The sequence below is a fragment of the Aquimarina mycalae genome, assembly GCF_029906345.1.
GTDB lineage: Bacteria > Bacteroidota > Bacteroidia > Flavobacteriales > Flavobacteriaceae > Aquimarina.
The window spans coordinates 25,052-51,343 of the sequence record NZ_JARYGY010000012.1 but is presented as its reverse complement, the minus strand read 5'-3'; the positions used below and the strand labels follow the sequence as shown (position 1 = coordinate 51,343).

Here is a 26,292-nt window from a genome sequence, read left to right as displayed (position 1 = left end):
ATCACCCTACTCCAGTATAATCTTTTTTCCTATGAACTTAGCTTGTCTCTCAAAGCGGGTGCAAATATACAACCACTTTTCAATTCAACAAAACTTTTTTGAATTATTTTTGAAGTTTTTTTTTGAACCAAACACAAATAAAAAATATCCGAATTAACCTCTATACAAAACTAAAAAAACAACCCCTTATCAATGAACAATCGCAAAACAAAATCCCGTTTTGCGGGTGCAAACATACAACCCTTTTTCAATCTAACAATACCTTTTTTTATTATTTTTTTGAAAATCTCAAAACCAAAACATAACACCCTCTAAACATTAACTTTACAACAATAAAAAAAATATAAAAATTTAAAAACTACTTCCCTAATCTGTCCTTAATATATAACCAAATAAAAACTAATTAATATTGAACTAATGCATCATACATATACTAATAGGTATCTATCCATATTTTATCAAATGTATACTGCAAATTATTGTGTGGATTTTATTAATCGTATTATCTTTGCGACTTTAATTAGAAAATAATGATCAAAATTACGTTACCTGACGGTTCAGTTAGAGAATACAATAGCAGCATTACTGCTATGGATGTTGCAAAAGATATAAGTGAAGGATTCGCAAGAAATGTTATTTCTGCAAAATTCAATGAAACCACTATAGAAACATCAACAGAATTAACCACTGACGGAAATTTAGTTTTGTTCACTTGGAGGGATGATGATGGCAAAAAGGCTTTTAGACATTCTACTTCTCACGTATTAGCTCAAGCATTAGAAGAATTATACCCAGGAGTTAAATTATCTATTGGTCCTGCAATTGATAATGGATTTTATTATGATGTAGATTTAGGAGATAAAACTATTTCTGAAAAAGATTTTAAAGCAATTGAAAACAAAATGCTTGAAATCGCAAGAGGAAAACACGACTTTAAAATGAGATCTGTATCTAAAGCCGATGCTTTAGCTAAATATAAAGAGGAAGGCAATGAGTACAAATTAGAGTTAATTGAAAACCTCGAAGACGGTACCATTACATTTTGTGATCATGACACCTTTACTGATCTTTGTCGTGGAGGACATATCCCACACACAGGCCTTATTAAGGCGGTAAAAATCATGAGTGTTGCTGGTGCATATTGGAGAGGAAATGAAAACAATAAACAACTTACTCGTGTTTATGGAACTTCTTTTCCAAAACAAAAAGAACTTAAAGAATATTTAGAGTTACTAGAAGAAGCTAAAAAACGAGATCATAGAAAACTAGGAAAAGAATTGGAGTTCTTTACTTTTTCTCAAAAGGTGGGACAAGGATTACCTCTTTGGTTACCAAAAGGCGCTGCTTTACGAGAACGTTTAGAACAATTTCTTAAGAAAGCTCAGAAAAAAGCTGGCTATGAAATGGTAGTCACTCCACATATTGGTCAAAAAGAATTATATGTTACTTCTGGACATTATGCAAAATATGGAGAAGATAGTTTTCAGCCTATAAATACTCCTGCTGAAGGCGAGGAATTTTTATTAAAACCAATGAATTGCCCTCACCATTGTGAGATATACAATAGTGGTCCTTGGTCGTATAGAGATTTACCTAAACGTTATGCAGAGTTCGGTACTGTATATAGATATGAACAAAGTGGAGAACTTCATGGACTAACCAGAGTACGTGGTTTTACACAAGATGACGCACATATCTTTTGCACTCCAGATCAATTAGATGATGAATTTAAAAAAGTAATAGATTTAGTCCTTTATGTTTTTGGTTCTCTAGGATTTGAAAATTTTACCGCTCAAGTATCTGTAAGAGATCTGGACAATCCTGAAAAATATATTGGAGATGTTACCAATTGGGAAAAAGCAGAAAATGCAATAATAAGCGCTGCAAAAGACAAAGGTCTTAATTATGTTGTTGAAAGTGGCGAGGCTGCTTTTTATGGCCCAAAACTTGATTTCATGGTCAAGGATGCTTTGGGAAGAAGTTGGCAATTAGGGACTATACAAGTAGATTACAATTTACCAGAACGTTTTGAGTTACAGTATAAAGGCAGTGATAATGAGATGCACAGACCTATAATGATTCATAGAGCACCATTTGGGAGTATGGAGAGATTTATTGCTATTTTACTAGAACATACAGCTGGTAACTTCCCTTTATGGTTAATGCCAGAACAAGTTATTGTACTCTCTATCAGTGAGAAATATGAAAAATACGCTGAAAAAGTTTTAAATTTGTTAGAAAATAACGAAATTCGCGCCCTTGCTGATCATAGGAACGAGACCATGGGTAAGAAAATTAGAGAAGCAGAAATGAAAAAAATTCCTTACATTGTTATTGTAGGGGAACAGGAAGAAAAAGATAATACTATATCGGTTCGTAAACATGGTGGAGAAGATTTAGGTGCTGTAAGTATTGATAAATTTTCCGATATTGTAACAGAAGAAATCAATCGAACACTAAAACCGTTCAACGGATAAATAAAATAATTAAGTTTAATTTAAAAATTTTAAGTCATAGCAATAAGAAGAAGAAGGTCTCAGAAACCACTAAGAGTAATCAAAGAAGATGCTCACAGAATCAATCATAAAATAAGGGTTGATGAAGTACGTCTTGTAGGCGATAATGTAGAAGTTGGTGTATATCCAACTAAAAAAGCGCTGGCACTTGCTGAAGAGCAAGAGTTAGATCTTGTTGAAATTTCTCCAAAAGCTGTACCTCCTGTTTGTAAAATCATGGACTATAAAAAGTTCTTGTATGAACAGAAAAAAAGAGACAAAGCTCTTAAGACTAAGGCTACCAAGGTTACCATAAAGGAGATTAGATTTGGACCAAATACGGACGAACATGATTATGAGTTTAAGAAAAAACACGCAATTAAGTTTTTAAGTGAAGGTGCTAAATTAAAAGCGTACGTTTTCTTTAAAGGGCGTTCTATTATCTATAAAGATCAAGGACAAATATTACTACTAAGACTAGCTCAGGAGTTAGAAGAGTATGGTAAGGTAGAACAGATGCCTAAACTAGAAGGTAAACGGATGATTATGTTTATCGCGCCGAAGAAAACGAAATAGAAAGAAGACTAAAAAAATTGAAGGTTTCTATATAGGAGTCTTTAAAGATAATAAGTGAGATTATTATAAAAACGAGGATACAATGCCTAAAATGAAAACAAAATCCAGTGCTAAAAAGCGTTTTAAGCTTACCGGTACTGGTAAAATCAAAAGAAAGCACGCTTTTAAGAGTCATATTTTGACAAAAAAATCTAAAAAGCGTAAGCTTGCTTTAACGCACTCTACGTTAGTGCATAAAAGCGATGAAAATAGTATTAAAGAACAATTACGTTTAAAGTAGTCGCTTTTTAATCAGGTTAAAATTATTATAAACCCAGGAGTTAGGCCTTTATATAAAAAAGACTAAGAGTCGAAACATCGACCGCCTACTACTAAAAAATTTAAAATTATGCCAAGATCAGTAAATTCTGTTGCAAAAAGAGCTAGAAGAAAAAGAGTTCTTAAGCAAGCAAAAGGTTACTTCGGACGTCGTAAAAATGTTTGGACAGTAGCAAAAAATGCAGTTGATAAAGCAATGTCATATGCTTATAGAGACCGCAGAAACAAAAAAAGAACTTTCCGTGCTTTATGGATCACTCGTATTAATGCAGGTGCTCGTATACACGGCATGTCTTATTCTCAATTTATGGGAAAAGTAAAAGCTAATAACATTGAATTGAACCGTAAGGTTCTTGCAGATTTAGCTATGAACAATCCAGAAGCTTTTAAAGCTATTGTAGAAAAAGTAAAGTAATTTTTTAAATATAAAATACTCTCACTTATAAGAAAAACCTCGCTTTTAAGCGAGGTTTTTTTATTACATAAAGCAACGGATATATGTATTTAAACGATAAAATCAAACACTTAATCTATTAAAAAACTATAGTACTGGTTTTTTTTTGCTACTTTTGGGTAAATAAAGTTAAAAATGAAAAAAAATCAAATTTTACTTACTTCGATATTTATCACATTATGCCAATTCGTATCTGCTCAAGATCATACATCTCACGATAGTAATAATTTAGGTGCTGAACAAATTTTTGGATTATTAGAAATGCCTTTTCTTGCAATTGCCTTGATATTTAGTTTTCTCACTGCAACAAGGCTTAAAGGAGGTAAATTTGGTACAGGAATGTCTTTGCTAGCTTGGGGATTTGTGGTGATGGCTTTAGGGCATTTACACATGCAAATCGCACACATTTTTGACTATAACATTTTCAAAAATATTTTTGGAGAAACATTGGGTAACTATATCTGGTTTATTGCTTTAATATTAACATGGGGATTATCGGCTTTAGGCTTTTATAAAATATATAAAGCTAGTAAAATATGATACCTCATGATCTTAGATTGGTTTAAAACCATACTAAAAAAAAAGAAACCCGTCTTCCCCATTAATCAAGAGGAAAAGGATATTCTATGTCTTATTGATTTTTTGTGGAAAGAAGTAGATATTCCTGCCAATGCTATCAATCTAAAAAACAAAATTGATTCTTTTAATAAACTTTCATTAGAAAAAAAAATCTATTCTCTACCAGAAACATACCTTCATTTAGAAGAACACCTTATAGAGAAAAATATAATTCGCAAATATTCTAAACAAAAATTAAGAAATAAAATATGTACCGATTATAGTTTTGTACTTAACTACCCTAACTTCGAGCTTATATTACAAGAGCTTAAAAAACAGGAATTAACAATATGTAGAATTTTTCTATCAAAAGTATTAGAAAAATCGTCAGAATTAGTAGGTGACTTTAATGACTCAGGTATTCTGAAAATAAAAAATCATCTAGAAAATTTTAATGATCAGGGAGTTATTGATATTATTAAGGAAAGAAAAAAACTATTAGAATTCTCTTCAATTATATTTAGTAAAATAAAAAATAGTTTAGGAGAAAATGCAATAGCAAACATATACTTAGTAGTATACAAACATCATTTTCAATCCTATCACCTTCTCGATTCTTTTACCTCTACGTTAAATGTAATTCCAGAAGAGATTTTTGCTAAAGATCTAATCAATTTTCCGAGTAAGCAACAAATGCTAAAAATGTTGCAGAAACAACTATATAGTCTGGAAGAAGTTAATGAAAGACTTACCAAAGAAGTTATTGAAAGAAAAAAAGTAGAAAGTGATTTAAAACATAGCGAACATCTAAAAACTCGAATTTTAGAAACGGCTATGGATGGGATTATTTTGGTAGATAAAAATGGGATTGTATTAGATTGGAACAAACAAGCCGAGATTATTTTAAGAGTACGTAAAGAAGAAACGATCGGAAAAAGTATTTATTCTCTGGTTCCATATAAACTTGGGCAAGAACTAGAAAGTAGTTTTAGAAGTTATATTGCAAATGGAAAAGGGAAATTAATCAACAAAAGAGTAGAAACTTCTGTGCCTTTAAGAGATGGTTCTATAGTATATGTAGAACTTACTATAATTGCTATCAAAACAAAGGGAGACTACCTTTTTAATGCTTTTTTCAGAGACATTACCAATAGAAAAATTATAGATAAAGAAATTAGAGAGGCCAAAGTATTTGCAGAAAAATCTGCTCAGGCAAAATCTATATTCTTATCCAATATGAGTCACGAGATAAGAACTCCTCTTAATGTAATTTTGGGCCTTACAGGAATCCTACAAAAAAGCGGTTTTACAAATCCCAAAACGGACAAAAAAAATCTTGATGGAATTCAATTTTCTGCAGAAAATCTTTTGGTACTTATAAATGACATTTTAGACTTCTCTAAGATCGAAGCGGGTAAACTTACTTGGCAAAAAATAGATTTTAACATTCATGAACTTATCAAAAATGTATCTCGAGGATTTAAAATCAAAGCAGATGAAAAAGGATTAAAATATATAACCAATATAGACCCTAAACTTCCGAAGTTTATTGTTGGCGATCAATTTAGATTAAATCAAATTCTTACTAATCTACTTGGAAATGCGATTAAATTCACTAATGAAGGAGAAGTATCTATAACTATAACTGTCGAAAAGAGAGAAAACGATCAATTGACTGTCCACTTCTCTGTTAGAGATACTGGTGTTGGTATCGCTGAAGACAAGCTTAATACTATTTTTCAAAGTTTTTATCAAATTCATAAACCAGGTATACATAAAATTGAAGGAACGGGACTTGGTCTTTCTATATCCAAACAACTTATCGAACTACAAGGAGGAATCTTGAAAACTGAAAGTACGCCTAATCAGGGTTCTAATTTTGAATTTTCAATTCAATATGGTGTCAGCAAACTTAAATCTCCTAAAACAATTGATACAAAAACATCCAAAACAAAAGATATTAACACCCTTTCTGGGATGAGTGTTCTTGTAGTTGAGGATAACAAAATGAATCAGTTTTTTATAAAACAGTTATTTACTAATTGGGATATCAAGGCAGATATTGCGGAGAACGGAAAAGTGGCGCTTGAAAAACTGGATTATCTAAATTATGACCTTATACTCATGGATATGCATATGCCAGTAATGGATGGGCCAGAGACTACAGTTCAGATTAGGAAATCTAGTAATGAAAGAATTAAAAACATACCTATTGTAGCTTGTTCTGCAGATGTCTTTCCTGAATCGAAAAAAGTGGCTATAGAATCTGGTATGGATTTTTATTTAACCAAACCTGTAAGCGAAAAAGCTCTTGAAGAAATATTACTCGGTTTAAAACCTACACCAACACAAAACAATACTGTTTTCGAAAAATCTTCTGAAAATGTTGAGCGCATTGATGATAACAATTCTGAACAGTTATGCAATTTTTCTATTTTAAATGAAACTTTTGGAAATGATACTGATATTATCAAATCTGTACTTCAAGTATTCTTAGAAGAAACTCCTGAAGATTATAAAAAATTACAAACTGCGATTCATAATAATAATCTAAAGGTTGCTAAAGAAATTTCACATAAACTTAAATCAAGCTATAAGACACTTGGTATAACTAAACAAGTACATATACTACAAGAAATTGAACAATTTGATAAAACAAATCACCATTCTAATCACTTGTCAGAATTAATAAATATACTAGATATGTCGTATCCTAAAATTATTTCGGAAATTAAATATCAAATTGAGTATTTAACCTCTTTAACTTCATAAAGAAGGTTTTATACTTTCACAATCATTTACTTAACAATTAATCTTTTAATTCCTGCATTTTTACCATTATCAATTTTCACTATATACAATCCAGGAGTAATACGTGAAACATCAATACCTATTTCTTTTTGATTCGTAGAATAATTTTCATTAAAGACCCTTTTACCTTGTAAATTAAATAAAGTAATCTCTATTGATTGACCTTCTAAATTATCTAATATCAAATTAATATCTGTGTCTGCAGGATTAGGAAAAAACGAAAATCTATCCGATAATAAATACTCCTGAATAGAAAGGGCTACTCCTATTTCTAAGTAATCAGCTACTCCACTATTATCTGTATCATCATCGGTAGGATCACCATTTCCATTATAATCCTCATCTATTGTTAAAATCCCATCTCCATCATCGTCCATATCTCTATGGTTAGGAATATCATCTTCGTCAGTATCTAAAAAGTTTTCTCCTGGCATTTTTAATAGTGATTTTCCTGAAGTGTCAATTTCTCCAATACTATCCACTCCATCATTATCATCATCATCATCATCTAAATAATCTGGTATACCATCTCCATCTGTATCATCATCATCTAATATTCCATTACCATTTACATCTTCATCATTATCGGCAATCCCATCCTGATTTGCATCTTCATAGCTTATAATTAATTCATTTTCATATATACATCCATTGACATCGACCAACTGTATTATATAATTTCCTTCCTGCACATTGAAAATCCCTATTGTATTAGTTTCTAAAATTGTAGTTCCTTGTTTTAACGAATATTCAAAAGGAGGCGAACCACCATTTCCAATTATTTCAATGGTATTATCCGTAACAGAAACATAATCTATATCTATTTCTGCCTGAATTGGATCAGGATTATTAATGGTTACATCAAAACTTACCATACAAGCATTACTATCTCTACTACTAACAGTATAATTACCCGCAACTAAATTAGTAAAAGAAGGTGATGCTTGATAAATAATGCCATCTACAGTATATTCATAAGGAGGAACTCCTCCTATTACTTCTAGTGTAATACTTCCACTTGGATCACCAAAACAAAATGCATCCCTAGCTTCTATAAGTTGAAGTACCAAAGCATCTGGTTCTTCTAATAGTATCGAAACACTTTCCAGACATCCCCTAGTATCGACTACCCTAACTTCGTAATCAGCAGCTGGCAGGTTAGAAAATATAGTATTTGTAGATTCTGGAATGACTTCTACACCGTTTGTAAAGAGACTATACAAATATGGAGGAACACCTCCTGTTGCCTGTAGAGTTAACTCACCATTATTATCGCCCGCACAACTTATACCGAAAGAATTAGAAACCGTAAAAACTAATGGTTCTGGCTCTATAACTGAAACAAAAAAGGATTCACTACAGCCTGTAAATATATCAGTAGCAATTATATCATACATTCCTGGCTCTACATCAAAAAACACATAATTTTCTGGCCCACCATCTGTTCTTATTATAGTCCCTGTATTAGTATCAACCAAATCATAAGTATATTCGCCTCCACCTCCGAAAACATCTAAAATAATTTCACCATTTGCATCTCCAAAACAAACTACATCAATAACAGCAACATTAAGAACAAGCTCTTCTGTTTCTACAACCGCTGCTATTTCCAAAATACAAGCGTTAGCATCTTCAACCTCTATCCTATAATCATTTGCAAGCAGGTTTGTAAAACTAAAAGTGTCATTGGATACAGGACCCGAATTAGTTATCTCGGTATTCGTATTGTCAAAAATCGAATATATGTAAGGCGCAGTACCTCCAGAAACTTCTATCTCCACACTACCAGCTGGAACAAATGCACAAGGTTCATTGGTAATGGATTGTATAGTTACTACAAAGGAATCACATATTTGTGATGTTCCTATTTGTACAGCACATAAAAAGCCAATTACATGTATTAAAGATTTAACAGGAATATTCATAGTTTCAATTTGTTTAATTCAATTTAAATAAGCCCAATTATCTTTAAAGATAACCACTGGTATTCAACAAAAACAAAGAGTGTGCTCACTTACAAAATTCTGTGGATAAATTGCACTATTTTTGGGATTGAAGTAATATAAGATCGACCTCATTAAAGAATTATTCTATACTTCAAAATTGTTTAGTAAGATTATTTGGTCTTATTTTACAAAAATACGAAACCAATACATTGAATGAGCCGAATAACAAGTCTTCAAAATCCTAAAATCAAATTTCTGAACCAACTTAAGGAAAAATCGAAGGTTCGTAAAAAAGAACATCGTTTCATTATCGAAGGAAAACGAGAAATAACACTAGCTATTTCTGCCGAATACATATTAGATCAAATATATTATTGCTCCAGTATTATTTCTTATGAAGAAGTTTTATCAATTTTGGAAATTAATAATCTCGCTATCGAATTAATCGAAATCACAACAGAAATATATCAAAAGCTTGCATACAGATCTTCAACAGAAGGGATTTTGGCAATAGCACAATCAAAAGAACTTACGCTAAATAGCATAAATCTAAGCACTAAAAACCCATTAATTTTAGTTGCAGAATCCCCAGAAAAACCAGGGAATATTGGTGCTTTGCTTCGTACTGCTGATGCTGCAAAGGTGGATGCTGTATTTATAGCTAATCCAAGAACAGATATATACAACCCAAATATCATTAGATCTAGTGTAGGATGCGTGTTTACGAATAATGTCGTTACTGGATCTACTTCTGAGATTATAGATTTTTTAAATCAGAAAAAAATAAATATTTATGGAGCTGCACTACAAGCATCAGAAAATTATTACACCCAAGATTATACTAAACCCACTGCAATTGTCGTTGGTACAGAAGATAAGGGCTTAACCGATGCGTGGTTAAACAACACTACACAAAATATTAAAATCCCCATGAGTGGTGTTATAGATTCAATGAATGTTTCAGTTGCAGCAGGAATATTAATTTTTGAAGCAAAACGACAGCGTGATTTTGTTGTCTGATACTTAAAAAATCATTAACTTTCTAAAACCTACAAATCCCAAAGCTACAAACCTAGACAAATGACATCATACCTACTCTTTTACTTGCTGATTTCGATCATCATTATTGTATTTCTTATAGACTCTTTATTAGATATTCTTAATGCCAGACATTATAATAACAACATCCCAGAAGAGCTTGCAGATGTTTATCCAGAAGACGAGTATCAAAAATCAATTGCATATAAAGAAGCAAATTATAAATTTAAGCTAGTCTCTTCGTTGATTTCTTTATGTATTATGTTACTGTTTTTTTTTCTTGATGGGTTTGCCTGGGTGGATAAAATAGCAAGGAATTTTTCAGATAATCCCATTATAATTGGACTTATATTTTTTGGTATTATAATGATAGGCAGTGATATTTTTTCTTCACCAGCTTCATATTATAAAACTTTTGTTATCGAAGAGCAATTTGGTTTTAATAAAACAACCGTTAAAACATTTTTTATTGATAAAGTAAAAGGCATCTTAATGATGATAGTTGTTGGTGGCGGATTATTAGCTTTAATCATGTGGTTTTATGAAATTACTGGGCAGTATTTTTGGGTATATGCATGGGCATTAATTTCTATTTTTACATTAGCTATGAATATGTTTTATGCAAAACTCATCGTACCATTATTTAATAAGCAAACTCCTCTAGAACCTGGAGAATTAAGAGATACAATAGAAGCTTATTCTAAAAACGTAGGGTTCCAGTTAAAAGATATTTTTGTAATTGATGGATCTAAAAGAAGTACCAAGGCAAATGCATATTTTTCTGGATTAGGAAGTGAGAAAAGAATAACTCTTTATGATACATTAATCAAAGATTTAAATAAAGAGGAAATTGTAGCTGTTCTTGCGCACGAAGTTGGGCATTATAAAAAAAGACATGTAATTATCAATCTTCTTTTATCGATACTACTTACTGGAATTACTTTATGGTTTTTGTCTCTTTTTATTGCAAATCCACTCCTATCAGAAGCTTTAGGAGTTGAAAGCCCTTCTTTTCATATTGGATTAGTAGCTTTTGGTATTCTGTATAGTCCTATATCAGAGATTACAGGTCTTATTATGAATATTGTATCTAGGGCATTTGAATACCAAGCAGACGACTATGCAAAAAATTCTTACGATGGTGAAGCGCTAATTAATAGTCTAAAAAAGCTATCAAAAAATAACCTCAGTAATTTGACCCCACATCCAGCAATGGTATTCATACATTACTCACATCCAACACTTTTGCAAAGGATCAAAAATTTAAGAAAACAAATCGATTAAAATAGACTTGGTGGTTACAATTCTTAATTGTACTTTTAAACTATTACTGGTTACTAAATTTAAGTTAGTAAACGTTGAAAATACTACACAATCGAATTAAAAACAGGGCTTTTCAAGAAAACTTTATGGTATGACCGAAGCCGCTATAGAACAGGAAAACAAGCAAATTACAAAGCAATATAAAGAATTGCTTCGTATTAGTTATCGTGATCTTACTAATGACGATAAAAAACTAATCCGACAAGCATTTGATATTGCTGTGGATGCGCATAAAGACCAGCGACGTAAAAGTGGAGAAGCTTATATATTTCATCCTATTGCAGTTGCGAAAATAGTAGCTAGCGAAATTGGATTGGATGCAACCTCTATTGCTGCAGCATTATTACATGATGTTGTAGAAGATACCGAATATACATTGGTAGACATTGAGCAAATGTTTGGTGAAACCGTTGCTCGTATTGTAGATGGATTAACAAAAATCTCTTCCTTAAAAAAGGATAGAGATATTTCTCTACAAGCAGAAAATTTCAGGAAAATGTTATTAACCTTAAATGACGATGTTAGGGTTATCATCATTAAGATTGCTGATCGTTTACATAATATGCAAACGATGGATGCTATGCGTCCTGATAAGCAAGTGAAAATTGCTTCAGAAACATTATACATATATGCTCCGTTAGCACACAGAATTGGGTTATACAACATCAAAACAGAGTTAGAAGATTTAGGATTAAAATATACTGAACCAGACGTATACAAAGACATTCTTGAAAAAATAAAGGAAAGTAAAGAAGAACAGGACGCTTACATCAAAAGATTCTCTGATAAGATTAAAGAAGGACTTAATAAAGAAGGACTTGACTACGAAATCAAAGGGCGACCAAAATCTATTTTTTCTATAAGACGTAAGATTCTAAAACAAAATATCTCATTCGATGAAGTCTATGACAAATTTGCTATTAGAATCATATACAAGTCCGATGATGTAGAAAATGAAAAGTTTATAGCCTGGAAAATTTATACAATCGTTACTGATTATTATCGCCCAAACCCTATTAGGCTTAGAGATTGGATTTCTCAACCTAAATCTACTGGGTATGAAGCATTACATATTACGGTGATTGGTCCAGACAGTCAATGGGTAGAAGTTCAGATACGGAGTGAACGTATGCACGAAATTGCTGAAAAAGGATATGCAGCACATTATAAATACAAGAATACAGAAGAAAAACAAGATCAAGGATTAGATGGATGGTTAAATAGATTACAAGAAGCTTTAGAAAACTCTGAAGCTAATGCCGTTGATTTTGTAGAAGAATTTAAGCTAAATCTATATGCAAAAGAAATCTTTGTTTTTACTCCAGAAGGGGATTTAAAATCATTACCTAAAGGAGCTACTGCATTGGATTTTGGATTTAGTGTACATACAGAAGTTGGGCTTAAAACAAGAGGAGCCAGAGTAAATGGTAAATTAGTACCTCTTAGTCATGAACTAAAAAGTGGTGATCAAGTAGAGATTATTACATCTACGAAATCAAAACCTTCTTCTAACTGGCTAGATTATGCAACAACAGCTAGAGCTCGATCAAAAATAAAATCTGCCTTACGTGATGAAAAGAAACAAATTGCAGAAGAAGGAAAAGTAATCTTGAAACGTAAGCTTCGCTCACAAAAAATAACAATGGGCGAAAAGGTGGTAAATGAACTTGTGCTATACTTTAAACTTAAAACTAGCCAGGATCTTTTCTACAGAGTTGGAATTGGAACAATAGATAATCAGAAAATTAAAGAGTTTGCTACCACACGTAGTAATGTCTTTATGAATTTTATTAAAAACAGAATTCGAAGAGGTAATGCAAAAGACCTTAATAAAGATGAAATCACTTCTAAATATGATCTCTTAGTTTTTGGTAAAGATTCCGAAAAATTGGAGTATAAATTATCTAATTGCTGTAATCCAATTGCTGGCGATGATGTATTTGGTTTTATCACTGTAAATGAAGGAATTAAAATACATAAAAAAGATTGTCCAAATGCGCTGCAACTGCAGAGTAATTATGCATATCGTATTATGCAAGCCAAATGGATAGACTCTAGCCAAGAAGTATACAAAGCTGTCATTCGTCTCAACGGAATTGATAATATCGGTGTGGTGAATGAGGTAACGCAAATTATATCGAACAATATGCATTTAGCGATTTACAATATGAACTTTGATACTAACGATGGTGTTTTTACTGGAAAGATAACAGTTGGTGTAAAAAACAAGAACACACTCAAGACTGTAATTCAAAATCTTTCTAAAGTAAATGGTATTGATAAAGTAATTAGAGAATAAAACGTTCACTTTATACCTAAACAAAAGCTTCAAAGTATATTAATCAACTTCATTTTTTAAATAAAAACGATCTAAAAAGAATTTTTATCACAGCACATAGATAACTATTTATAATTTGGTCTCTCACTAATAAAAAATAATGTAACTTTGCTTTTTTAAGCATATGAGTACCAAAACAACTACGCAAAACGATCAAAATATCGTTAAAAATGTGTTTACCAGTTTTCTTGAAGAAAATGGTCATAGAAAAACACCTGAACGCTATGCTATTCTTCAGGAAATATATGAAAGTGAAGAGCATTTTGATATAGAATCTTTATATATCAAAATGAAAAACAAAAACTATCGTGTAAGTAGAGCTACATTATATAACACGATAGAACTTCTACTGGATTGCAAACTGGTTCGAAAGCATCAATTTGGTCAAAGTCAGGCACAATACGAAAAATCATATTTCGACAGGCAACATGATCACCTAATCCTTACGGATAGTGGTGAAGTACTGGAGTTTTGTGATCCAAGAATTCAATCCATAAAAAAAACAATCGAGGAAATTTTTGATGTAGATATTACAAATCATTCATTGTATTTCTACGGAACTAAAAAGAAACCAACTAATCAAGAAAACTAATGGCGGTAAACTTATTACTTGGTCTTCAATGGGGAGACGAAGGTAAAGGAAAAATTGTAGACGTTCTTACAAAAAATTATGATATTATAGCTAGATTTCAAGGAGGTCCTAATGCAGGTCACACATTGGAATTTGACGGAATCAAACATGTATTACATACAATCCCAAGTGGGATTTTTCACGATAAAGCAATCAACTTAGTTGGTAATGGTGTTGTAATTGACCCAGTAATCTTCAAAAAAGAGTTGGACAATCTTGCTAAGTTTAATTTAGACTATAAGTCTAAACTAGTAATATCAAGAAAAGCACATTTAATATTACCAACTCACAGAATTCTTGATGCTGCATCCGAAGCTTCTAAAGGAAAAGCCAAAATCGGCTCTACATTAAAAGGTATCGGTCCAACATATATGGATAAAACTGGTAGAAATGGTATTCGTGTTGGAGATTTAGAACTAAGTGATTGGAAAGAACGTTATCGTAATTTGGCAAATAAGCACGAAGCCATGATTGATTTCTATGATGCAAAAATAGAATACGATCTCGAAGAGCTAGAAAATGAGTTCTTTGAAGCTGTAAAAACACTAAAATCTCTTACATTTATTGATAGCGAAGAGTATCTATACCAAGCACAAAAAGAAGGTAAGAAAATACTAGCAGAAGGAGCCCAAGGATCTTTATTGGATATTGATTTTGGAACATATCCTTTTGTAACCTCTTCTAATACTACAGCCGCTGGTGCTTGTACAGGATTGGGTGTTGCTCCTAATAAAATCAAAGAAGTATTTGGTATTTTTAAAGCATACACTACACGAGTAGGTAGTGGACCATTTCCTACAGAGCTGTTTGATGAAGACGGAGAGACTATGGGACGTGTAGGTAATGAATTTGGTGCTACAACAGGCAGAGCTCGTAGATGTGGATGGCTAGATCTGGTAGCCTTAAAATATGCAGTACAAGTAAATGGTGTGACTCAATTAATGATGATGAAAGGTGATGTACTAAGTGGTTTTAATACCTTGAAAGTATGCACTGCTTATAATTATCAAGGAAAAACTATAACTCACCTACCCTACAATATCGAACCAGAAAATGTTACTCCAGTATATACTGAAATGAAAGGGTGGTCTGAGGATCTTACTAAAATGAATGATAAGTCACAGTTCCCAAAGGAACTAAATGACTATATTGAGTTTCTGGAAAAAGAACTAGAAACACCTATAACTATTGTTTCTGTAGGACCAGATAGAACTCAAACAATACATAGATAGTTTAATAGTATTATTAACTACAATTCAAACAAATTCCTTAAGTATATTATGCTTAAGGAATTTTCTTTTTATATAGATTAAGATTATATATAGTAAAACCGCAATAATCGGATTGGGTGAAAGCTTCTTTTAAACGAATTTTGGGCAAATAGTAAATACATTTAAAAATGAATATTATACGCCACAACTTTCAAATTAAAGCTATCGATCAACATCAGATTAGCCATCTGTTTTTATACGCTGATTCAGAATTAAGAAAGCAAAATAGTGCAAGAATTATCGTAGATAAAAAACCAGGGGTTCCTTGTCGGGTAAGTTTAGAAGACGCAAACATTGGAGAAGAAGTAATCCTATTTTCGTATCAACATCATAATGTAAGTTCACCTTATAAAGCTTCTGGACCTATATATGTAAGAAAAAATCAAAAAAACATAAGGTTAAAACCTAATGAAATTCCTTTTATGCTTACTCATAGACTCCTTTCCGTTAGAGGATATAATGATGATGGGATAATGATGAACGCTATAACCGTTCACGGAATCAAGTTACTTGAAGTCATTCAAGATTTTTTTGACAATTTAGAGATCAAATATTTACATATACACAATGCCAATCCTGGTTGTTATAATTGCCATATTGATCGGATACACTAACGTCTAGTTATATCCCATGTACTCCTTATATCTAAATAAATCTTACCACTACAAGTTTTTGTAATTACAAAAAAAAGAACTTAACACCCTGTTAACGTGACACATAAACCCATATTCAATCTTTATCTTTGATTAATTTTAAATCTAAAAGAAATGATATTAATTCACATTATTGCAGATACTGAAGATAAAGCCATTGAAATCGCAGATTTCTTAAATAAAGAGAAACTTATTTTAAATTCTATGATTCTTGAAAACGTAATAATTAGAAAACGTTTGGAAAATGGCACCGCTCAAAGTACTAATCAAACCTTAATCATGGGAAAAACCAAAGCATTACTATTTAACACTATTGACAAAAAACTAAGAGAAAAATTTGTCGATGCTATGCCAATCTTATATTCTATTCCTATTATTAATATGGATTGGGAACAAGCTGATGAACTAATTAAAGAGACCATTCCTGTATAATTTCGTATATTACAGTGTATCCCACAAATACTTTATACCCATAAAGTAAAAAGTAACATTGTTCCCCGTTTAAAATTAAATCCACATGAGCAATGAAAATTTAAATGAGTTCAAAGAGCTTCAATCGCAGGTTTTACGTCTAAAAAAAGAAGTCAAAAACATTTCAGCTAGATTAAAAGAAATACAGACTAAAAAAGCACAAGAATATTTAGTTCAAGAAGAACCTGAATTAAGAAATCGTTTCAGAGTAGTGCTATTCATTTTAATTGTATGCATTATATTGACTGCATTAATTATAATAATGAACTACAAATTACTTTTAGAAATAATTTGGATTTGTATCTTATCAGGAATATTAGGTAGTAGTGTATCTGCCTTAATTTCTGTACTACAACGAAAAGCAAATGGCTGGGAATTTAAAAATGGAATGAAATATCCTGATGAATTTCCTAAGGATAAGTTTAGCGTGCGTATGTCTACATTCTTTGCTATTAGACCAATACTTGGGATATTATCAGGTTTTATAATTTATTATGGTTTTCAAATCATTGGAGTTTTTAAATATCGTACTGAAGAATTCGATGAGTCCAACGTAATTTTTTGGTCACTATTAGCAGGACTATTTGCTAAATCTATGATTGAAAAATTAAAAGATGTTTTTAAAAATTTAATCGGAACTTAAAATTAGCGGTTTAGTTTTATAAAATATTTAATACTCGGTCATTGCAATAATTTTTATATTCAACATCATCTATTACTGATATGTTTTATGAAAAAAACTATACTATTTCTTTTTATTGCTACTATACAATTTTTATATAGTCAAGAGACTTCTTCTAAAATACAATCTATTCTACCAGAAATTATTTCACAATTTCCGAATGTTAGAGATTTTACAATATCTCCAAATCAGAATGAAGTTTACTTTACGGCTCAAGGTTATTTAGGAGAACTTTCTACCATCATAAAAACAACCAAAGTAGATGGTAAATGGACAGCTCCAATAGTTGCTCCATTCTCTGGTCAATACACTGATCTGGAAGCCATGTTTTCACCAGACGGACTTAGATTATTTTTTGTTTCGAATAGACCTAAAAATAATACTAATACAGAACCCAAAGATCAGGACATATGGTATATTAAAAGATCCAAAGTTACATCAGACTGGTCTGCTCCTATTAATTTAGGAAACCCAATCAATACAGAAGGTGATGAATTCTACCCTTCAATAGCAAGAAATGGTAATTTATATTTTACCAGTACAGGAGAAGGAACAAAAGGTAAAGATGATATTTTTATGAGTGTATGGGAAAATAACACCTATTCTAAACCTATTTCATTAAGTGAAGCCATAAATTCTGAAGGATATGAATATAATTCTTATATCGCTCCAGATGAATCTTTTTTAATCTTCGGAGCATATCAACGTAAAGATGGTTTAGGCAGTGGTGATCTATACATTTCTCGTAAATCTAAAGATGGTAGTTGGTCAAAAGCAACAAATCTAACAGCCACTATCAACTCAGATAAAATGGACTATTGCCCATACTATGATCAAAAGACCTCAACACTATATTTTACAAGCAAAAGAACATCAATCCAACAGGATTTTTCTAAATCAAGAAATCTACAACAGCTTTTAAAACTAATGCACTCCTATAAAAATGGGTTAAGTAGAATTTATAGTGCTTCGCTTAAATTATAATTTCTATTTCATAAGTTTTTTGGATAACATTATAGCCTAAGAATAGTATATTTGTATAAAATTTGAACGCACAAAGTTGAGACTCTTTTTTTCCATACTAATATTTACTGCTTTTGCAATTAGGCCAGCAATAGAAATTAGTAATGTTCTCTATTATCAACTCAATATTGATACAATTATAGAGAAATATTGTGTCAATAAGGAAAGACCAAAACTAAACTGTAACGGAAAATGTTATCTTATGAACCAGATGAAAATGAATCTGGAAACTTCTAATGAGGACAAATCCAATTCATTAACAGTAATTGTAGAAGCATTTATCCCTTTATTTTTTGAAGAAAACACTATTCATATTAAAAACAACACATTCTTTTTATATAAATATAAACAACATTGGAAACCTAATTATTTACACTTAGAAAATGTTACTGATAACATTGATCACCCTCCAGAAATTTACTTCTCTTAATTACCCTCACATATCGTAATAACAGAATATACGACGAATAACACAATGTTTTTATTCGGTATTGTTCCTATGCAAATCGTGAACTATTCAGAACGTTTACACATGATCTGACATGGTCATTTTAAGCTAAGAATTGTTTACAAAATCATGTCTTATCTCTAAGTCTATACCCATATTTTAATGGTAAACGCTTTATTGAAAATAATACATGAACACATAGAAACTCTACGCGAAGAAATACTATACGTGTCGTAAGAATCGAATATTACTTTAAAAACCTAAATATGCATCATCTAACGAATGATGTATAATACTTGTACACCAACAAATAATGAAAAAGATATTAATATCAACTATTTTCCTATGTTTAGGAATTCATAGTTATGCACAAAAATTTAACGGGACGATTGTAAATAATTCTAATGAACCCTTATCTGGAGCTACGATTATAGCACATAATGACTCATTGAATGGAGTAATGAGTACTAATGATGGTTCCTTTACCATACATCTTCAAAACTCTAATGAAGTAATCGTGAGTTTTTTGGGATATATCACAAAAAAAGCAACACTTACTTCAGGAATCAATACTATAAGACTTACCGAAGATAATGTAGCTTTAGATGAAGTATTGGTAACATCCGCAAGCAGAGAAATTCAGAAACGTTCTGAGGTCCCTGGATCGATTTCGACCATATCGGCAAGAACCATAAACGAAACCAAAGCTTTTGGTATTGATCAATTAGTAAATCAAGTGCCTGGAGTTTTCATGGCTACTTCTAGAGCAGCGAGTAATGAGCAGCATTTTATGGCTGTTCGTTCTCCTATATCGACAAAGGCTCTTTTCTTATACTTAGAAGACGGATTACAAATTCGCCCTACTTCAGTCTTCAATCATAATGCTCTCTTAGAAATGAATGATATTTCTTATGGACGTTTAGAAGTTCTTAAAGGTCCAGCCTCGAGTATTTATGGAAGCGAATCTATTGGCGGGAGTTTCAATTTCATAACTAAAAACCCTACAGAAAAGCTGAGCGGAAGCATTGGTTTTCAAACTAATGACATTGGATTATCTCGCTACGAATTAGAAGTCGCTGATACAACAAATGATAGGTTTGGCTTTTATCTTGGCGGACATTATGTTCAACGAAAAGATGGACCGATTGAGCATAGTGATTACGAAAAACTTGCGCTTACTTTTAAAACCGTTTATGACCTTTCGTCAACGGCAAAATGGACTACTGTTTTTGATATTGTTGATTATAGATCAGATATGACTGGTTCTATTAGTGAAGCAGATTATACTAGTGGAAATTTTGAAAGTGATCAAACATTTACCGAAAGAGAAGCTATTGCCTTTAGAATAAGAACGACAGTTGATAAATTTTGGAATACAAATAATAAAACATCTTTTAATTTTATAGTAAGAGATAACAAAATGGACCAAAATCCATCCTATCGAATACGTCAGTTTCGAGATCAAGGTCAACTAACAGGGTTTGGATCTGGAGAAATCAATTCTAATCAATTCAGAAGTTTTGTTGGGTTGATACAACACAAGTTAGATTTTAACATTGCTAATTCTTCCCTGATCATTGGTGCAACTGGTGATTTTTCACCGCAAAAATATGTAGCAGAAACAACTAGTATTACAGTAGATCCTACTACGGGAAGAAATATTGATTTCAATATCAATTCAGGAGATTTTATATTGAATTATGAGGCAGATATCTTTAACTATGCGGGGTTCTTGCAATATGAAATATCACCAATCGATCCACTAAAAATAACTGCAGCAATACGATATGACGGTTTTGAATATGATTATGATAACCAAGTAGATGAAATTGTAGGAGTTGAAGATGCTGTAGATAATTTTAACAACCTTACTCCCAAATTAGGGGTTAACTATAATTTTTCCAATCAAACAGGTATCTACGCAAACTATTCTCAAGGTTTTACGCCTCCTCAGGTTTCTACTTTATACCGTAACAGAAATCAGGTTCAAGGAATTAAACCAAGTAGATACAATAATTATGAAATTGGAGGATATTTTTCAATCCCATTAAACATTAGATTTGATGCCGCTATATATGTGTTAGAAGGAAAAAACACTTTGATAACTTTACGTGATGAAGATGATAACTTTTTTAATACCAATGCTGGTAAAACCAGATCCTACGGTATCGAATATGGAGTAAGCTGGAAACCTATAAAAGCACTATCTATTGCTCATAATGGAAGTTATGCTAAACATCAATATATAGATTTTTTTGACAGTGGAATTGATTATTCTGACACTGAAAGAGAAACTGCTCCTAGCCTACTAGGGACTTCTTTAATTACCTACAATAAGAAATATGGCAACTTTGGTGTTAGCATTACAGGAGAACATGAACTAGTTGGTGGTTACAACACCAGCTTTGAAAATCAAATAGAAAACGATGATGGAACTTTTGATACCGCAACCTATGATGGTCATAATGTATTTAACCTAAGAGCCGTTGTTAATTATAATGGATTTGAAATCTGGGCACACGTATTAAACATTTTTGATGAATTATATGCAGCCAGAGCTTCATATAATAGATTTAGAAATGAAAATAGTTTTACCATAGGTAATCCTAGATCTTTTCATCTTGGAGTTAGATATAACTTTTAATATTTAATTTTCTAAGAACACAATTATGATCTGCTGTCACATATGGTGACGTTGACTCTGTTTACACGTATGATTTGTTTTTGTAAACGTTACTTCTCTATTATGGGGTAATAGAAAATGGTGGCAGTAGATCTTTTTTGAAATAAAATCTCTTAATAATACTTGGATGATGAAAAAAAAATCAACACTACATATCTGGTTATGGAAATGGCACTTCGTTGCAGGGTTAATATCACTACCTTTTGTTCTTATACTTTCTATCACTGGAACTATATACTTATTTAAATCAGATTATGAAACACCGAGACAAAAACACATAAAAGAAGTTGTGGTTCAAGGTAGTCCCATCTCTTTACAAGAACAATGGGAAATTGCAAATACTAATGCCATTAAAAAACCAAATTCTATAATCATTCGATCATCTCCTAACCAAGCTACTCAGTTTGTTTCGGGCAAATTTGGCGGTAAAAGTAGTTTATTCATAAATCCATATAATGGTGAAGTATCAGGAGAAATCATTGATAAAAAAACCGATATGTATACAGTAAGAAAACTACACGGTGAACTTTTAATGGGCACATTCGGAACCAAGATTATAGAACTTGTGGCAAGTTGGATGATTGTATTAATAATTACTGGGTTATATATTTGGTGGCCATCCAGTACTTGGAAAATAAGAGGGTACTTTATACCTCGAACTAATCATGATCGAAGAACTTTTTATAGAGATCTACACGCCATCTCAGGGTTTTGGATATCTATACTATTATTAATGATCTTGGCTGGAGGATTCCCGTGGACAGATGTTTTTGGGGAAAACTTCAAAAAACTACAAAAAGTCACTAATACAGGATATCCCAGCACTTGGCAAGGAAATCAACTACAATCTAGTATTAATGAAAACCCTTTAACATTAGATCAAATGGTAGAACAAGTAAAAATGTTACAGTTACCTGGTCAAGTGACTCTTAGTTTCCCTAAAGGGCCTAAAGGAGTCTATAGTGTATCTAATCTAAACCCATCGGATTTATCATCTCAACAAAAAATTCATTTTGATCAATATTCAGGAAAAACTATATTACATCATACTTGGAAGGATGTAGGGATTCTTATGAGAGGGAGAATGTGGTTTATGGCTTTTCATCAAGGTCAATTTGGCATTTGGAATTGGGGGTTAATGCTTTTTACTGCAATTACACTAAATATAATGAGCCTTTCGGCTATACTTTCCTATGCGTATAGAAAGCGGAAGAAAAGTTGGGGCGTACCCAAAGTACCAGCAACTTTTAAAGTTGGATATGGAATTATGGTGCTTCTTGCGATACTTGCTATAGTTTTTCCTTTATTTGGAATAAGCTTATTGCTAATTATAGGAATAGAATACTTTCGGAAAGGTAGTTATATAAAAAGACTTTCTTAACTCGTAAGAGATAGCATATCTAGTCATATCCAAAAAAGTAATACATTTGAAAACACGTAAACCTGTTATAATGAAAAATAGCAACATACATTACATCCTTTGTATACTAGGGCTTTTAGTTTTTTTTTCCTGTAATCAACTCTCTAAAGAAGAACAAGAGTTTGATACTTTAATGCAAAAAATAATTGATGTCCACGATGAAGTAATGCCAAAAATGGGGCAAATGAGTACTTTAATAAAAGAGTTAGAATCTAAAATAGATACTACCAGTCAAGGTAAAAATTATGCGAAGGCGCAAAAGGATTTAAAAGACTCTTATGATTTTATGATGGATTGGATGAGTGATTTTAGTACCAAGTTTCCTTATGGTGAAGAAAATACGGCAGATGATAAGGAAAAATTCAATACCAAGATGAAAATGCTTGAGCAGGAAGAAATTGAAGTAAATAAACTAAGAGATCAAATTAATTCAAGTATAGATCAAGCTGATAAGCTTTTAGACCAGTCATAACCAAACGGTTTTACTTATAGTTTGTAAAAATGTTATATTTTAGCAGCTGCAACAAATCGCTTAAACCAATGAGAAAAATTATTTTATTTGCCTCTGTACTACTAGTAACCAATTCATTTGTACACGCACAAAAAAAGAAAGATTTAATAGCAGAAATCGATCTACTAAGAAAAGAATTAAAAACCACAAAAGGAGAGTTAACCGAATCTCGTAAAAATGAAAAAGTGAGCGAGGCTCAAGTAAAATCTATGGAAACTCAGGTCAATGACCTGAAAGAGACCAATGCCTCTCTTCTTGCTAATATGAATAGTTTTACCGAACTCTCTAATAAAAAAGCTAGTAATCTCCAGAAATCTCAAGAGATTATCAAAGCAAAAGATGATCAATTAAATGCAATTAATGATGCTATTACTGCCAATGACTCCATTAATCTTGCTGTATTTAGTACCTTTAAAAATGCTATTGGTGGTGATCAAATAAAAATAAGTAATGGTACAATATATATTGTATTGCCAAATACTACACTTTTTGGAGAAAACGATAAAAACTACATTGTAGATCCAAAAGCAAAACCAACATTAGAAAAAATCGCTGCTACACTCAATGCTAATCCTAACCTTAAGATCACTGTTGAAGGAAATAGCAATGCTTTGAAACTAGATGGGAAAAAGCTTATCGATAATTGGGATTTAAGTGCCAGACAAGCAGCTTCCATTGTTAGAGTATTACAATCAGATTACAAAGTAGACCCAAAACGAATGGAAGCTTTGGGAAAAAGTGAATACGCTACCGAAGGTATTGAAACAGTTACAAGGATTATTATTGATCCAAAATTTGATCAGTTTTATGGTTTAGTAAAAGATAATATGAAAAAATAACTATATAGATACAACTATATTAATTATAATATAAAGATGGTTTATCATTTCTGGTAAACCATTTTTTTGTGCCCGATTTTAACTATACACTATCTCATAACTTCAATTTTTTATATGTAAACATCAATATTATATTCAAAATTTCTTCAAAAAGAAAAATGTACCATGTAAAGGGAATAATATTCATTTTATTTACTGTGTATCCACTCTACATTTGTACAATAAATAATCAAAAAAATAAAACATATGAACAATACAATCGAAAATAATCTAAAACACGTACACGAATTATTATCAAAAGGAGCTTTTATTGAAGCTATGGAAACATATTTACATGATGATGTAGAACTTAGAGAAAGTAATGATCAACCCAAAAAAGGAAAAGAGTTCAATCTAAAATTTGAACAAGATTTTATTGACAATCAACTTTCTGAATTCGTGCGATACGAAGTGAATAATTATGCTATTAATGGCAATCATTCTTTTTATGATGCTGTTATGGAATTAAAATTAAAAGACGGAAGTACTATGCTTTCTGAACAGACTGTGGTTACAGAATGGAAAGATGGAAAAATCTATAGAGAGCGTTATTACCACGCTTAATAGATAATATAGATAGCTAAAAAACCGATCAATATTGATCGGTTTTTTTTATTGGTCGGGTAGAGAGGATTCGAACCTCCGATCTCTGGTCCCCCAGACCAGCACTTTAACCGGACTAAGCTACTACCCGAAATTTGGGAGACAAATATAAAAATACTTTTATTAATCAGAGGGGTTATTATGCTGTTCCAAAATCTTTATCATTTTAAAAGATTTTAATAAATGGAACAATCCTGGTAAAATGACTGCACCACCAATAATTAAAGAAATTCCTAATGTTTTAATAACACTATCTGGAGCAATATTTTCTAATAAACTTACTTGTTTTGTTTCTGTAATTATCACATATGGGAAATGAGATATTAAAGCCGCCAGCAAAATTAAAAACACCTGTAGACCTGCAAAAAATCTACTAAGTACTCTTCTTCCACTTTTTATGGTTAACCACAATGGTATCAATAACAATCCAGAAACAATCATCGCAATTATAGCATATGGATTTTTAATAAAATCCTTTACAAAAACATACTCTCCAATATATCCATATATAAAAGTTAATAATCCCGTTATGAAAACAACAATCGTTGCAATTGTAGCTTTTCTAACATATATATTTTCCTTTCTCTCTTCTGATTCTCCTATTAACAATACCGAAGATAAAAATGCACATAATGCAGCAAAAAACAAGCCCACTAAAATGCTAAAAACATTTAGCCAAGGGTTTATAAAAGCCTCATAAAAAGATATAGTACTAACATCTTCTACCATCTTAATCTTGCCACTAATTAATCCTCCGAAAACCATTCCTAAAAATATTGGAGTGATTAAACTTGATATTTTAAACATGGCATCATACAGCTTCTGAGAATTATCAATAACCGCATCATAATGTCTAAACACAAATGCTACTCCTCTAAGAGTAACTCCTAATAAAACGATGGTAAGAGGGATATGTAAATTAACCACCAATATGTTATAATATGCTGGAAAAGCAATCCATAAAATCACAATCAAAATAATGATCCAAATATGATTCGCTTCCCAAACTGGCCCCATTACTCTATAGATAGTTTTTTTTGTTATTTTTTGATTCTCTTCAGAAGAAAACAACTCAACAATTCCTGCGCCATAATCCGCACCACCTAAAACAACATACAAATACAATGAGAATATCAAAAAGAATAATACAACATACAGCAT

At 31.6% G+C, this 26,292-nt stretch carries 23 protein-coding genes and 1 tRNA gene; 21 read left to right on the top strand and 3 right to left on the bottom strand.

The window, feature by feature from the left end; translation table 11 throughout:
• The first annotated feature begins 530 nt into the window (after positions 1–530).
• The 6 genes from thrS (at position 531) to QBK95_RS22130 (ending at position 7,173) form a co-directional block, all read left to right on the top strand.
• Positions 531–2,477, top strand: a complete 1,947-nt coding sequence (thrS, locus tag QBK95_RS22155; protein ID WP_280936750.1) for a threonine--tRNA ligase — start codon at positions 531–533, stop codon at positions 2,475–2,477.
• A gap of 99 nt (positions 2,478–2,576) precedes the next feature.
• Complete coding sequence (gene infC, locus QBK95_RS22150) at positions 2,577–3,071, top strand: translation initiation factor IF-3 (RefSeq protein ID WP_280936751.1); 495 nt, start codon at positions 2,577–2,579, stop codon at positions 3,069–3,071.
• An 82-nt stretch (positions 3,072–3,153) separates the two neighbouring features.
• A complete protein-coding gene (gene rpmI, locus QBK95_RS22145) occupies positions 3,154–3,351 on the top strand; it encodes a 50S ribosomal protein L35 (RefSeq protein WP_027394180.1) in 198 nt (65 codons plus the stop codon).
• A gap of 108 nt (positions 3,352–3,459) precedes the next feature.
• Positions 3,460–3,804 (top strand): 50S ribosomal protein L20, encoded by a 345-nt coding sequence (gene rplT / locus QBK95_RS22140; RefSeq protein WP_027394179.1) that lies wholly within the window; start codon positions 3,460–3,462, stop codon positions 3,802–3,804.
• Positions 3,805–3,978: 174 nt separating this feature from the next.
• Positions 3,979–4,383 (top strand): hypothetical protein, encoded by a 405-nt coding sequence (locus tag QBK95_RS22135; RefSeq protein WP_280936749.1) that lies wholly within the window; start codon positions 3,979–3,981, stop codon positions 4,381–4,383.
• 6 nt (positions 4,384–4,389) lie between these two features.
• Positions 4,390–7,173, top strand: a complete 2,784-nt coding sequence (locus QBK95_RS22130) for a PAS domain-containing hybrid sensor histidine kinase/response regulator (RefSeq protein WP_280936748.1) — start codon at positions 4,390–4,392, stop codon at positions 7,171–7,173.
• A gap of 26 nt (positions 7,174–7,199) precedes the next feature.
• Here the strand turns inward: QBK95_RS22130 and QBK95_RS22125 are convergent, their stop codons facing one another.
• Complete coding sequence (locus QBK95_RS22125; RefSeq protein ID WP_280936747.1) at positions 7,200–9,137, bottom strand: T9SS type A sorting domain-containing protein; 1,938 nt, start codon at positions 9,135–9,137, stop codon at positions 7,200–7,202.
• 234 nt (positions 9,138–9,371) lie between these two features.
• On the opposite strand from QBK95_RS22125, the gene QBK95_RS22120 reads away from it, so the two are divergent.
• The 15 genes from QBK95_RS22120 to QBK95_RS22050 all read left to right on the top strand — a co-directional run bounded on the left by QBK95_RS22120 (position 9,372) and on the right by QBK95_RS22050 (position 25,092).
• Entirely contained in the window at positions 9,372–10,178 is an 807-nt protein-coding gene (locus QBK95_RS22120) for a TrmH family RNA methyltransferase (RefSeq protein WP_280936746.1), read from the top strand.
• Positions 10,179–10,238: 60 nt separating this feature from the next.
• Positions 10,239–11,480: a M48 family metallopeptidase gene (locus QBK95_RS22115; protein ID WP_280936745.1), complete on the top strand. Its 1,242-nt coding sequence runs from the start codon at positions 10,239–10,241 to the stop codon at positions 11,478–11,480.
• A 130-nt stretch (positions 11,481–11,610) separates the two neighbouring features.
• A complete protein-coding gene (locus tag QBK95_RS22110; RefSeq protein ID WP_280936744.1) occupies positions 11,611–13,818 on the top strand; it encodes a RelA/SpoT family protein in 2,208 nt (735 codons plus the stop codon).
• Positions 13,819–13,981: 163 nt separating this feature from the next.
• Positions 13,982–14,449, top strand: coding sequence for a Fur family transcriptional regulator (locus QBK95_RS22105; protein ID WP_091412900.1), 468 nt, complete (start codon positions 13,982–13,984; stop codon positions 14,447–14,449).
• Complete coding sequence (locus QBK95_RS22100) at positions 14,449–15,720, top strand: adenylosuccinate synthase (RefSeq protein WP_280936743.1); 1,272 nt, start codon at positions 14,449–14,451, stop codon at positions 15,718–15,720. The genes QBK95_RS22105 and QBK95_RS22100 overlap by 1 nt, the downstream gene beginning before the upstream one ends.
• 167 nt (positions 15,721–15,887) lie before the next feature.
• The gene (locus tag QBK95_RS22095; RefSeq protein ID WP_280936742.1) at positions 15,888–16,373 is read left to right on the top strand and encodes a DUF1203 domain-containing protein; all 486 of its coding nucleotides are present in this window, start codon (positions 15,888–15,890) and stop codon (positions 16,371–16,373) included.
• Between the two features lie 153 nt (positions 16,374–16,526).
• Complete coding sequence (locus QBK95_RS22090) at positions 16,527–16,844, top strand: hypothetical protein (protein ID WP_280936741.1); 318 nt, start codon at positions 16,527–16,529, stop codon at positions 16,842–16,844.
• Between the two features lie 85 nt (positions 16,845–16,929).
• Positions 16,930–17,526, top strand: a complete 597-nt coding sequence (locus tag QBK95_RS22085) for a hypothetical protein (RefSeq protein WP_280936740.1) — start codon at positions 16,930–16,932, stop codon at positions 17,524–17,526.
• An 87-nt stretch (positions 17,527–17,613) separates the two neighbouring features.
• Positions 17,614–18,549, top strand: coding sequence for a TolB-like translocation protein (locus QBK95_RS22080; RefSeq protein WP_280936739.1), 936 nt, complete (start codon positions 17,614–17,616; stop codon positions 18,547–18,549).
• 241 nt (positions 18,550–18,790) lie between these two features.
• Complete coding sequence (locus QBK95_RS22075; RefSeq protein ID WP_280936738.1) at positions 18,791–19,018, top strand: hypothetical protein; 228 nt, start codon at positions 18,791–18,793, stop codon at positions 19,016–19,018.
• A gap of 331 nt (positions 19,019–19,349) precedes the next feature.
• On the top strand, positions 19,350–21,680 hold the full coding sequence (locus QBK95_RS22070) for a TonB-dependent receptor domain-containing protein (RefSeq protein ID WP_280936737.1): 2,331 nt from the start codon (positions 19,350–19,352) through the stop codon (positions 21,678–21,680).
• 169 nt (positions 21,681–21,849) lie between these two features.
• The gene (locus QBK95_RS22065; protein ID WP_280936736.1) at positions 21,850–23,100 is read left to right on the top strand and encodes a PepSY-associated TM helix domain-containing protein; all 1,251 of its coding nucleotides are present in this window, start codon (positions 21,850–21,852) and stop codon (positions 23,098–23,100) included.
• A 70-nt stretch (positions 23,101–23,170) separates the two neighbouring features.
• Positions 23,171–23,611 (top strand): hypothetical protein, encoded by a 441-nt coding sequence (locus QBK95_RS22060; RefSeq protein ID WP_280936735.1) that lies wholly within the window; start codon positions 23,171–23,173, stop codon positions 23,609–23,611.
• A gap of 68 nt (positions 23,612–23,679) precedes the next feature.
• Positions 23,680–24,489, top strand: a complete 810-nt coding sequence (locus tag QBK95_RS22055; protein WP_280936734.1) for an OmpA/MotB family protein — start codon at positions 23,680–23,682, stop codon at positions 24,487–24,489.
• Positions 24,490–24,735: 246 nt separating this feature from the next.
• Complete coding sequence (locus QBK95_RS22050; protein ID WP_280936733.1) at positions 24,736–25,092, top strand: hypothetical protein; 357 nt, start codon at positions 24,736–24,738, stop codon at positions 25,090–25,092.
• Between the two features lie 52 nt (positions 25,093–25,144).
• Here QBK95_RS22050 and QBK95_RS22045 read toward each other — a convergent pair.
• Together QBK95_RS22045 and QBK95_RS22040 are read right to left on the bottom strand one after the other, a co-directional pair.
• Positions 25,145–25,222: transfer RNA gene (locus QBK95_RS22045), tRNA-Pro, on the bottom strand.
• A 32-nt stretch (positions 25,223–25,254) separates the two neighbouring features.
• Entirely contained in the window at positions 25,255–26,292 is a 1,038-nt protein-coding gene (locus tag QBK95_RS22040; protein ID WP_280936732.1) for a cytochrome d ubiquinol oxidase subunit II, read from the bottom strand.